Source organism: Paenibacillus ihuae (assembly GCF_001368795.1).
Taxonomy (GTDB): Bacteria; Bacillota; Bacilli; order Paenibacillales; family Paenibacillaceae; genus Paenibacillus_AQ; species Paenibacillus_AQ ihuae.
On sequence record NZ_LN831198.1, the window covers coordinates 902,403 to 913,744 of the forward strand.

At 47.2% G+C, this 11,342-nt stretch carries 10 protein-coding genes; 6 read left to right on the forward strand and 4 right to left on the reverse strand.

Features of this window, described 5'->3' with window-relative positions; all coding sequences use genetic code 11:
* Together AQR02_RS31005 and AQR02_RS04050 are read left to right on the forward strand one after the other, a co-directional pair.
* Nucleotides 1-1,017: carboxylesterase family protein (locus AQR02_RS31005; RefSeq protein WP_148449130.1), on the forward strand; the 1,017-nt coding region annotated here is incomplete at its 5' end.
* Nucleotides 1,017-1,799, forward strand: a complete 783-nt coding sequence (locus AQR02_RS04050; protein WP_054939496.1) for an alpha/beta hydrolase — start codon at nt 1,017-1,019, stop codon at nt 1,797-1,799. The genes AQR02_RS31005 and AQR02_RS04050, both read left to right, overlap by 1 nt.
* A 141-nt stretch (nt 1,800-1,940) precedes the next feature.
* Here the strand turns inward: AQR02_RS04050 and AQR02_RS04055 are convergent, their stop codons facing one another.
* Genes AQR02_RS04055 through AQR02_RS04065 form a run of 3 tightly spaced genes read right to left on the reverse strand, consistent with a single transcriptional unit; the run spans nt 1,941 to nt 5,373 of the window.
* Nucleotides 1,941-3,731, reverse strand: coding sequence for a type 2 periplasmic-binding domain-containing protein (locus AQR02_RS04055; protein WP_054939497.1), 1,791 nt, complete (start codon nt 3,729-3,731; stop codon nt 1,941-1,943).
* A gap of 41 nt (nt 3,732-3,772) precedes the next feature.
* On the reverse strand, nt 3,773-4,741 hold the full coding sequence (locus tag AQR02_RS04060; protein ID WP_054939498.1) for a carbohydrate ABC transporter permease: 969 nt from the start codon (nt 4,739-4,741) through the stop codon (nt 3,773-3,775).
* Nucleotides 4,738-5,373, reverse strand: coding sequence for an ABC transporter permease subunit (locus AQR02_RS04065; protein ID WP_245237093.1), 636 nt, complete (start codon nt 5,371-5,373; stop codon nt 4,738-4,740). The genes AQR02_RS04060 and AQR02_RS04065 overlap by 4 nt, the downstream gene beginning before the upstream one ends.
* A gap of 775 nt (nt 5,374-6,148) precedes the next feature.
* On the opposite strand from AQR02_RS04065, the gene AQR02_RS04070 reads away from it, so the two are divergent.
* Together AQR02_RS04070 and AQR02_RS04075 are read left to right on the forward strand one after the other, a co-directional pair.
* Nucleotides 6,149-7,309, forward strand: coding sequence for a glycoside hydrolase family 27 protein (locus tag AQR02_RS04070; RefSeq protein WP_054939500.1), 1,161 nt, complete (start codon nt 6,149-6,151; stop codon nt 7,307-7,309).
* Nucleotides 7,310-7,359: 50 nt separating this feature from the next.
* Nucleotides 7,360-7,521, forward strand: a complete 162-nt coding sequence (locus AQR02_RS04075) for a hypothetical protein (protein ID WP_206103756.1) — start codon at nt 7,360-7,362, stop codon at nt 7,519-7,521.
* 18 nt (nt 7,522-7,539) lie between these two features.
* Here the strand turns inward: AQR02_RS04075 and AQR02_RS04080 are convergent, their stop codons facing one another.
* Nucleotides 7,540-8,370, reverse strand: a complete 831-nt coding sequence (locus tag AQR02_RS04080) for a helix-turn-helix domain-containing protein (RefSeq protein WP_054939502.1) — start codon at nt 8,368-8,370, stop codon at nt 7,540-7,542.
* A gap of 164 nt (nt 8,371-8,534) precedes the next feature.
* Here AQR02_RS04080 and AQR02_RS04085 point away from each other — a divergent pair, with 164 nt between their 5' ends.
* Nucleotides 8,535-10,109 carry a glycoside hydrolase family 43 protein gene (locus AQR02_RS04085; protein WP_054939503.1) on the forward strand — a complete coding sequence of 525 codons (1,575 nt, stop codon included), beginning with the start codon at nt 8,535-8,537 and terminating at the stop codon, nt 10,107-10,109.
* Nucleotides 10,110-10,328: 219 nt separating this feature from the next.
* Nucleotides 10,329-11,141 (forward strand): glycoside hydrolase family 16 protein, encoded by an 813-nt coding sequence (locus AQR02_RS04090; protein ID WP_054939504.1) that lies wholly within the window; start codon nt 10,329-10,331, stop codon nt 11,139-11,141.
* The last annotated feature ends 201 nt before the right edge of the window (nt 11,142-11,342 follow it).

The window sequence follows — 11,342 nt, forward strand, 5'->3', positions numbered from 1 at the left end:
ACGCAGTGGGTGAAGCGCAATATCGCTGCTTTTGGCGGAGACCCTGACCAAATCACAATAGGAGGACAATCGGCCGGCGGCGCAAGTGTGATGAGCCAACTAACCTCGCCGCAGAATGAAGGATTGTTTCAGCGGGCCGTGGTTATGAGCGGCGTCTTTACTCCGCTGTATCCCGGCAACTCGATGCCTCTGCTAGACCGTACCCTCAGGCAGGCTGAAGCGGAGGGGGCAGCCTTTTTTGAATTTATAGGGGTATCTACTCTGGAAGAGGCCCGCAAGCTGGATGCCGTATATATCCGCGATAAAATGCTGGAATACGGCCACTTCTGGGGAACGGTCATAGACCAGGTGTACTGTCCCGGTAATCCGTATGACCTTTTTCTGAAGGGGCAGCACCACAAGGTGCCGGTCATGCTGGGAAATACCTCTTCCGAATTTATGAGTGCTCCAGGCGCCGGCACCATGGAGGAATTCAGAGCCATGGCTGTTGAAATGTTTGGCGGGGAAGCCGAAGCGTATCTTAAGCTATGCGCCGTTGATACAGGAAGTCTGGAGGAAATGATCCAAAAAGCTTCCGTGAATAATATTGAATATGCAGCCCGTGTTGCGATTAAGGCCAATAGTGATTCCGGCAGCGGTGTTCCGATGTACTATTACAATTTTGATGCGGACATTCCGGGCTGGGATGATCCCGGAACCTTCCACTCGGTGGATCTGTGGTTCCACTTCGAAACGCTGGCCAAATGCTGGCGGCCTTTTGTGGGCAAGCATTATGATCTTGCCCGCCAGATGTGCAATTATCTGGCCTATTTCGTTGGCACGGGCGATCCGAACGGCAAAGATTCGACTGGCGAGGAATTGCCTCTCTGGAAACCGTGTACGCCGGAAACACCTTACGGCATGGTGTTTGCGGACCAGGCAGTGCCGATGGAGGAGCCTCCGGGTGAGGTGATGCAATTTCTGGTTGAGCAATGTTTCAATCGGCAAGCCATCCATACAGAGAGGAATGAGCGGTAATGAACGAGAGCAATCGGAAATATACGATACAAACTGCCGGATATGACACGGAGAGGGATGGCATTGTGCGGGGAGAGATCCATACTATTGAATATCCCTCCAGAGCGGTAGGCAGCACCCGGAAGGCAATGGTATATACGCCACCCGGCTATTCCGCAGAACAGGCGTACAGCGTCTTGTATCTGCTGCACGGGATTGGCGGAGATGAGACAGAATGGTACAACCACGGCAAGCCCCAGATCATTCTGGACAATCTGTATGCGGATCAAATGCTGAAGCCTATGATTGTTGTACTTCCGAACGGCCGGGCGATGCTGAATGACCGGGCGGAAGGAGATATTTTTGCTCCTGACAAGATCCAGGCCTTCGAAACCTTCGAATCGGATTTGCTCCATGATCTTATCCCTTATATTGAAATGAATTATTCGGTCTTGACGGACCGGATGCACCGTGCCATTGCCGGATTATCCATGGGCGGAGGGCAATCCCTGAATATTGGTCTGAGCAATCTGGACCGTTTCGCCTGGATCGGGGCGTTCTCTCCGGCTCCCAATACGAAGCTGCCTGAGCTGCTGCTCCCGGAACCTCAGAAGACTGCAGAGCTACTCAGTCTGCTCTTTTTATCGTGCGGGGATCTGGACAGTCTTAAGAATGTCAGCGACCGGACGCATGCGTATTTGTCGCAGCATTCCGTACCGCATATCTGGGTGGAAGAAAACGGCGACCATGATTGGCCGGTCTGGAAGAACGGCTTATATCAGTTCTCGAAGCTTATTTTTTAGCTGACCGCTCAAGGATAACCGCTGCTTGAAGCCGTATATGACAACAAGGGGGCGTTCCCGGCAGACCATTATGGCTGCCGGGAACGCCCCTTTATCTTTGATTAGAGCAGGTTATACGCAAAGTGCTTGGTGTGACAATGATTATTTGCTCGCGACTGCATCGGCACGCATTTTAACGATTTTTTGTGCTCTTTCCGTATCTACGGCCAGGACATCATTCCAACCGAGACCGACCACATCGGCCTTCAGCTTGGTCCAGAGCTTATCGAATTCTGCCTGGTCCTTGGCGAATATCATTTTCCAGGATGTGTTCTTCACATAATCCGAGATCTGGCTCCGTTTATTCTTAATGTCCGAGGAGTCCGACCCGAGACTTGTATTAATATTTGGCACGATATCGATCATATTGTTTTTCTGATAGTATTCTGTCGGAGTGGTTGCATTATAGGTTTTCTGCCATTCCGTAGTCAGAACTGTCTTGTTTGCTTCTATGGTTGAGCTCCAATAAGTGTTGTTGTAGAATTCTTTCGTTTCCGGATCTACCACAAAGTCGCTCATAATCATAGTGTTGAGCTTACTCTGTCCGTCTTGATATCCGCCGCCGCCGTATTCTTCAGGAACGGGGGTATTATCTTGAAACGCCGTTTGTCCTACTGGTGTCAGCTTAAACTTGCCGTCGGCCGTCTTTTCATAGTTGAAGCCTTCGAATCCATTGGTATAGTAGCGCAGACCTTCAGGAGAGGCCAGCCAATCCATGAATTCAATGATTCTGTCCGGATTTTTTGCTTTTGAACCTACAGCAAATACTCTTCCGTTCCCGAAGTAGGCATCACTGTTCTGGATAATATGGGTATCAGCGATCGGAATGGCAACATTGCCGTCACCTTTATTGCCTCTTTCAATGGTATTGTAGAAGCCCCTTTGCCATGAATACCATAAGAGCAGAACCTGTTTGTTAGTCAGCTTTTCAGAGACTTTATTCCAGTCCTGGGAAGGCGAGTCCTGGTCCACCAGCCCCATCTGATTGGCATCATAGTAGAACTTAAGGATTTTCTTGTACATACTGTTGTCGTCAACGAGAGGAACAATATCGCCTTTTGCATTTAATTGTATGGTCGAGGTTCCGTCCGGCTGTTCATAACCATACCAGTTACTGAGCCAGCGGACATTTTCCATACTTCCGTTGTCCCAGTCCTTCCACAAGGTAATCGGAACGATCGGTTTGCCGTCGGGTGTCTTAGGATATTTCTCCTGCATCTGCTTCAATGCATTCAGAAGATCAGTCAGATTGTTCAGCTTGGGAGCTCCTATTCCCTTGTAGTAGTCCCAAGGCATAAGCGGACTGGAGTAAGGGAGTTCTTCCGAGAAGGTAGTCGGGGAAGTGTCCGATGTAAAAGTCGGCAGCGCATATATCTTCCCATCAGGATTGATGCTTTGGAATGCAGCATTGAAAGGCTTGAAGTGATTGTCCACATATTTGGACAGGTGTTCCGTATTCTTGATCTTATCCGTAATATCCATAATCATTCCTGCCGGAATCAATTCCTCCAGCTGGCTGTTGTCAATAATCAGGAGGTCTCCCAGATCTCCCGACGCTGATCTTGTCTTGTATAGCTGATCGCCGGCAACCTGCGGAGACAGAATATTTAAGGTGATATTGAACTTATCCTTAATCAGCTTTCCGTACCATCCGGTCTGCTCCCCCTGATAATTTGCTGCGTTGTCAAATACGGTAATGGTCAGCGGTTTGCTGTGGTCGATCCCTGTACCCGGACTGGATGACTCGGTTGCTGTACCTGGATCGGGTGATCCCGTTGCTGTACCCGCATTGTTAGAATTACCGCTACATCCGCTCAATGCCGTTGTTACCAGAAGCAAGGTGGTGCCAAGCAGCATTGAGGATTTTCTTGCCAGCTTATTGTTTCTGTTCATGTACAGCCCCCCAAATGATTAATTTATCATCATCGTGCCTATTAACCTTTAACTGCACCAATGATAATTCCTTTTACAAAAAATCTTTGGAAAATCGGATATACCAGCAAAATAGGTGCAACAACGATGATGGTAACGGTCATCCGAATGGATGTGGTGGTTTGCTTGGTGGCCAGACTTGCCATTGCGGTGGACCCGGCATTTTGCAGATTGACCATGGTGGATAAGGAACTGGCCTGATTGATGTAGTTATACAGAATGAACTGCAGGCTGTACAATTTGCTGTCCGTAACCAGCAGCAGGGTATCCTGAAAGGAATTCCACTGGTTCACTGCCGAGAATATGGCGACGGTAGCCAATATAGGTTTGCTGATGGGCAGGATAACCTTATAAAAGATCGTTATAATCCCTGCACCGTCAATGCTGGCCGCCTGCTGCAATTCCTTCGGTGTGGATTCTACAAATGTCTTCACAAGAATGATGAAAAATGGAGCTACGATAGACGGCAGAATGTATGCCAGGAAATTGTCGGTGAGGTGCAGGGATCTCATGGTCAAGTACCACGGGATAATACCGGCATTAAAAAACATCGTAATAATGGTAAACCGGTACCAGAATTTTTTCCCCCACATATCCTCCTGGGCAAACATAAATCCCAAAAAGGCAGAGGCTCCGACCGTCAAAAGGGTGCCTATTACTGTTCTCCCCAAAGAAATGACAAATGCATTCCACAGTCCCGGTATTTTAAATACGTCAACATAGTTCTGGAAATGAATCCCCCTCGGCCAAAACGCAATTTCACCTTTGGCGCTGAGATCGTTGGCGCTTATGGTATTGATGATGATGGAGTAGAACGGGTATACACATATAAATGCAAAGAGCGAAAACAGGACATAGATTACAGCGGAAATCAGCTTGTCGGTTGGACTGACCTGCATTTTTATTTTTTTGGAGAGGCGGCTGTTATTTTCTTTGGCAACCGGTGTTATTCCTGTCGGGTTGTCACTCATACGATGCCCTCTCCTCTTAATAATTTGGACAGCCCGTTTACGGAAAAGAGAAGCGCAACACTAATCAGGCTTTTCAGCATACTGATCGCGACGGAAACGGAATAGCTGCCGCCTCCCATAGCCAGGTTGTACACGTATAAATCCAATACCTGAATGGTGTCTTTATTGAAGGCATTCTGGAAAACGAAATATTGCTCCAGCCCATTGTTCAGGAAGCTGGCAATCTGGAGCATCAATAGCACAAAATAAGTCGGCAGCATACTTGGCAAAACCACATGCCGGATGACCTGCATTCTCGTCGCACCATCTACATAAGCCGCTTCATAAAGAGATTCATCAATCCCCATAATGGCCGCGATATACAGTATGGCTGACCAGCCCAGTGATTTCCATGTAATCCAGAACCACATCGTAATCCAGACATGGTCCGAGTTCTGAAGGAAGAGTACAGGGGAGTCGATCAGCCCCATCTGGGTCAAAAAGCCGTTGACGACACCTTCACTTGAAAACATGGAAAAGGCCAGGGAATAGACCAGTACCCAACTGATAAAGTTTGGAAGAGTGGTTACAGTCTGGATAATTTTGCGGAAACGGACGGCTTTGATCTCTGTCAGGAAAATGGCAAAGATCATGGGGAGCCAAGAGAAAAGTATACTCAGCCCGCTAATGCCGAAGGTGTTTTTGATGACCTGCACCAACTGGTCAACTTTCACCTGGTTTTCTACCAAGGAATGAAACCATTTGAAACCGACAAATGGTGCTTTTGACAGCGGTATCGGCGGCATATAGTCAAAGAATGCATATACCCATCCATAGAGGGGGTAGTAGGAAAAGACAGCAAGTAAAACCATAAAAGGCGAAATATAAAGAAACTTTCGTATAGAATTGCTTCTCATGCTGTGACTACGCATCGGTTCACTCCCCCTTTGTATAATAATTGGAGCTTTCAACAGGGTGGCTATACCCTAAACCTGCTGGCCGGTATGCTGTCCTCCTTCCATTAGTAATTACCTAATCTGAACGTTATGTTGCTAGTATCCCTCCTCGATGTTAGCGCTTACATAACTATGCAACTATAATAAATTATCATTTTCTTTCAAACAATGACCAATCCTCACGACTTATTGATCTATCATTAGATAAAACCGGTATAGGATAACAATCACAGTCTAAATTTTACATAATATTGAATAATTTAAAAATAATTATATATACAGTTGCGTTGTCCGGTAACGGACCAAAGGTAGCTGGAGGAAGTTTCTTTTTTCAGGAGAAAAGCAACAAATGTACATGTGAAAGCAACGTCAAGCTATAGATCGCAAGAGTCGTCTATGATTAAATACATAAAGAATATAGCTACTGTTCTTACACTAAATATTCGGGTTACACGAAAGGATGAATACTTTGATGAACAAACAACAGCTCGGCCTGACGCCACCCATGGGGTGGAATTCCTGGAACACGTTTACCTGGGACATTAACGAACAGCTTATCCGGGAGGCTGCAGATACACTGGTTGCAGAAGGGTATAAAGAGGCGGGATATGAGTACATTGTAATTGATGATTGCTGGAGCCTGAAAGAGCGGGACAAGGATGGCAAGCTGGTTGCCGACCCGGTCAAATTCCCGAACGGAATGAAGGCGCTTGCAGACTATATCCATTCCAAGGGATTAAAGTTTGGGATGTACTCTTGTGTAGGAACACATACATGTGCAGGGTACCCGGGGAGCTTTGAGCATGAATTTCAGGATGCCGAATTACTGGCTGAATGGGGCGTGGATTTCTTAAAATATGATTACTGCTTCAAACCGAGACATATCTCAGGGGAACTGCTGTACAAACGAATGAGTCTGGCGCTAAAAAACTGCGGAAGAGATATTCTGTTCTCGGCGTGCAACTGGGGTGTGGACAATGTATATCACTGGATTCGTGAATCAGGCGCCCATATGTACCGGTCCACAGGGGATATTCAGGATAGCTGGGATTCTATCAAGGGTCTGGCATTGTCACAGCTTGATAAAGCCTGTTATACAGGAGCTTATTGTCATAATGATATGGATATGCTGGTTGTCGGCATGTACGGAGGCAGCAACAGCGACTTTATCGGAAGCCAGATCGGCGGTTGCAGTGATGTGGAGTACAAGACCCATTTTTCGTTATGGAGCATGATGGGATCTCCGCTGATGATTGGCAGTGACATCCGCAAGGCCAACCAGGCCACCAGGGATATTCTGTTGAACGGGGATTTGATTGCCATTAATCAGGATGTTGAAGGCCGCGGTGCTTACCGTATCAAGCCGGAACCTCAATGGTTTCATGCGGATGATGTGTTTATGCTGGTGAAAGTGTTAACGGACGGAGATGTTGCTATAGGCTTCTTCAATTTAAGTGATGGCCAAAGGGAAATGTCACTGCAATTCTGGGATATCGGGCTACCCTATGCTTCCGGTAAATCACTGTCGCTCTATGACTGCTGGGAGCATAAAGAAATCGGCCAATTTAAAGAAAGATATGCTCCCGTAGTTCCGGCTCATGATTGTCTGATTGTGCGGGCGAAACTGGTATAAAGGATCTCATGAACATGAATAGGACATGCAGAACCTGCGGAGTTCCCTTAATGACCGATGATGTAGCGATCTACCTGAAGCTGGTTACACGAAATGCCCAAGATTTCCTGTGTATAGACTGTCTTGGCGAGCACCTGAAATGCGGCCGCAGCCCCATTGAGAAATTGATAAAATATTTCCGGGAATCCGGGAATTGTGTGCTGTTTCGCTAAGCTGGACTTTTGATAGGTTTAGATAGAAATATCAGGACCGGCTTCCGCAGGATGCTCCATGATGAGCTTTCTATATTGCGACGGAGTGTATGAGGTTGCTTTTTTGAATACTTTTGAAAAATATAACGGGTCCTGATAGCCCACCGAATAGGCCAATGACTGGATGGATAACTGTGCATTTTTCAACAATTCGCAGGCCCGCCGAATCCTGAAGGTGGTCAGATAACCGGAAATGGATATGCCGTTCTCTTCCTTGAACAGCCGGAACAAATAGCTGCGCTCAATGTTCACAAATTCGACTACGTCCAGAACCGATAATGAAGGCTTCCAAAAGTTGCTTTCAATGAATTCCCTTGCGGATAAGGCGTAATCCTTTTTGAGAAAAGCTTTGTCACTAGGGTAGTGCTCCATGTAATAGGACATCAAAAGATGCAGCCCTGCATCTGAACGCTCCCGTTCGAACGGCTCCATTCCGGCAGTTTTGACCATTTGATACAGCGGCTTGAAATCTTGTGGCGATGCCTCCAAGACCGGATGATCAGGAGTAATCTGAATCATCGACACAAGGCGTGAGGCCTCTAGCCCGTTAAATTCAATCCAATAATACTCCCACGGATCCTGCGGATCGGGATAATAGTATATTTCCATATTAGGGAATATGATGAAGCTTTGGTCCGCCGTTAAGGAGTAAGTTGCATGGCATGTTTGTAAGTAGCCTTTACCGCTTACAATATAGTGCAAGGCAAAAACATCGCGGACACCCGGTCCCCATTTGTGTAAATTTGGAGGTTTATACCCGTTTCCTTTACAAATTGAACTCTCTCTGAAACCGGAATACATTGACTTCATAGGCTGCACCTATATCCTTTGCATCTTGTTCATATCTATTATCCTACCAGATAACCGTTCTGAACAGTGATAAATAACTGTAAATTGACAGGTTGTCCGTGGTTATTTGTAAACGCTATACTTAACTTATACACTAAACCATATATCCGTGAAGGAGTAAAAGAATGACAACTGCTAATAAACAAAATCACCATTCTATTACCTATTACAATCCGATAATGCCTGGGTTTTATCCGGACCCTTCCGTATGCCGGGTCGGGGAAGACTATTATTTGGTGACATCGACATTTGCGTATTTTCCGGGTGTGCCGATTTTTCATAGCCGTGATCTTGTGAATTGGAAGCAGATCGGCAATGTGCTTGACCGTCCCTCACAAGTGAACTTACAGGGAGCCGGGCACTCAGGAGGGATTTTTGCCCCAACGATCCGTTATCATGAGGGCAAGTTCTATATGATCACGACCAATGTAACCCATGGCGGGAATTTCGTTGTTACAGCAACCAATCCTGCCGGGCCATGGTCGGAACCCTATTTTATTCAAGGAGCCATAGGGATTGACCCTACGATTTTCTTTGATGACGGGAAAGCCTATTATTTGGGTACAAGACCTAACTCGACTGGAGTACGTTATGACGGCAACTGGGAGGTATGGATTCAGGAGTTGAACTTGGAGACCATGGAGCTTGCAGGGGAGAGTTATGTACTTTGGAGAGGCGCCATGACAGATGTGATTTGGCCGGAAGGGCCGCATCTGTACAAGAAAGACGGCTTCTATTATTTAATGATTGCAGAGGGAGGAACGGGGCCGAATCACGCCGTGACCGTTGCCCGCAGCCGGAAGCTGACAGAAGGCTATACAGGCAATCCGAACAACCCGATCATTACGCATCGTCATCTGGGCAAGCATTATCCGGTAGTTAATGTAGGGCATGCCGATTTGGTTCAGGCTGAAGACGGTCAATGGTTTATGGTGATGCTCGCTTCACGTCCATATGGAGGCAGCTATAGTAATTTGGGGCGGGAGACGTTTCTTGCTTCAGTGATCTGGGAGGATGGATGGCCTGTAGTCAATGAGGGCCGGGGAATTCTGGAGGAGCAGGGGGTCATTGGACTAACGCCGGTTCCTGTGGAGCCGCAGCTGCGCTGTGACCATTTTGACAGTGACAAGCTGGCACTTAAATGGATGTTCTTAAGGAATCCGCAGGCGGATTTATATTCATTGACAGAACGTAAAGGGTATTTACGGCTAAAGATAAAACCTCAAACGTTCAAGGATCAGGATAATCTCAGCTTTATCTGTCTGCGTCAACAGCATTTTGACTATGCGGCTGCAGCTGTGATGGAGTTTGAGGCGCGGAGCATTCATGAATCGGCAGGTTTGGCGGTCATTCAAAATGAGAAGTTCCATATCCGGTTTGAACGCGTGCTGCATGATGACAGGCAAGCCTTACGTGTTGTGACCTGTATTAATGGCCAGGAGACGACTGTGGCTCAAGCAGAAGTCGATGGTCCAAGGCTGTATTTAAAAATGGCTGCGAGAGGCCAGGAGTTGAGCTTCTATTACAGTCCCGACGGAGATCAATATCATCTGGTTGCAGAACATGTGGATACAAGCAGTTTGAGTACCGAGGTAGCAGGCGGATTTGTAGGCTGCTGCATTGGAATGTATGGCACAAGTAACGGGACGGCCTCTGACAATACGGCAGATTTTGATTGGTTTGAATATGGCGCGTATTAAAGCGGATTCACACCCTATCTAATACAAATTGAATATGGAATAAACGAGGAATTTGGAGGGGGACAGAAGCTCATTAGATTCCTTTTTTCTGTCTAAAAGTATAGGTGAATTTTAAAAGGAAATAATTGTACACGAGGGAAACTTGGATTATGCTTGGTAAAAAGGGTGTTCTATGCCTTTCCCGGGCAGAAGAAGATTAAGCAAAGGAGATGCTGAGCGATGTCGGGGTATGATTTTCCGAGAAATGAAACGATGAAGCCGGGGTATACGCTGGTCTATGAGGACGACTTTGATTCGGGAGATCTGGACCAGAGCAAATGGCTTCCATATTATCTGCCGCAATGGAGCAGCCGTGCAAAGACCAAGGCGAATTACCGGTTCGAGGAGAGCCAGCTGATCCTGCAAATTACGGAAGATCAGGAGCCCTGGAGTACCGAATTCAATGGGGGCATCAAGGTCAGCAATCTTCAGACCGGGGTATATTCCGGACCGCTCGGGAGCGAGTATGGCCAGCACCGTTTTTCCAGCAGCTGCCGTGTCCGCGAAGAACAGGCGGAGGAGAGGTTGTTTACGCCTCATTACGGCTATCTGGAGCTCCGGGCGAAGGGACTATATAATCCCAATAATTTGTGCGCCCTTTGGATGATTGGATTCGAGGACCGTCCGGAGCGGTCGGCTGAGATCTGCGTGTTTGAGCAGAAGGGCTGGAATGGCGGAGACACGGAGAAGTCGATCATCGGATTCGGCCTGCATCCTTTTGGAGATCCGGCCATTGAAGAGGAGTTCTTCGAGCAGGAGTTTCCTATCGACGCCAGCCGGTTTCACATTTACGCGGTAGACTGGACAGCGGATGGCGTCCGTTTCTACATCGATAACGAGCTTATCCACCACTCGAAGCAGTCGCCGGACTATCCCATGCAGCTGATGCTAAATATTTATGAGATTCCGCGTCCGGAGAGCGGGGACATGCCAGCGCCTGTGTACCCGAGCGAGTTCAGGGTTGATTATGTCCGGTTTTATCAAAAGGATTAGGCTGATCAAAGACATTGCTTTATATCTTCTGGAGGATCTTCACCATTGAAGAAGGTACCGCCCTGCCAGTGAAACTATGATATAATGACCTCGTTGTTTGTGAAAAGCAGAACTATACTATGAACATAGGACGGGCCATATGAAGAGGTATTTGATTAAGGTAGATATAACACGTTTGATCATTATGGTTTTGGGCAATGT

Coding starts and splice junctions, on each gene's coding strand:
- AQR02_RS04065 (WP_245237093.1), bottom strand. CDS start 5,373: ATGATCTTTGCCATTTTCCTGACAGAGATCAAAGCCGTCCGTTTCCGC.
- AQR02_RS04080 (WP_054939502.1), bottom strand. CDS start 8,370: ATGAAGTCAATGTATTCCGGTTTCAGAGAGAGTTCAATTTGTAAAGGA.
- AQR02_RS04085 (WP_054939503.1), top strand. CDS start 8,535: ATGACAACTGCTAATAAACAAAATCACCATTCTATTACCTATTACAAT.
- AQR02_RS04055 (WP_054939497.1), bottom strand. CDS start 3,731: ATGAACAGAAACAATAAGCTGGCAAGAAAATCCTCAATGCTGCTTGGC.
- AQR02_RS04090 (WP_054939504.1), top strand. CDS start 10,329: ATGTCGGGGTATGATTTTCCGAGAAATGAAACGATGAAGCCGGGGTAT.
- AQR02_RS04060 (WP_054939498.1), bottom strand. CDS start 4,741: ATGAGTGACAACCCGACAGGAATAACACCGGTTGCCAAAGAAAATAAC.
- AQR02_RS04075 (WP_206103756.1), top strand. CDS start 7,360: ATGACCGATGATGTAGCGATCTACCTGAAGCTGGTTACACGAAATGCC.
- AQR02_RS04050 (WP_054939496.1), top strand. CDS start 1,017: ATGAACGAGAGCAATCGGAAATATACGATACAAACTGCCGGATATGAC.
- AQR02_RS04070 (WP_054939500.1), top strand. CDS start 6,149: ATGAACAAACAACAGCTCGGCCTGACGCCACCCATGGGGTGGAATTCC.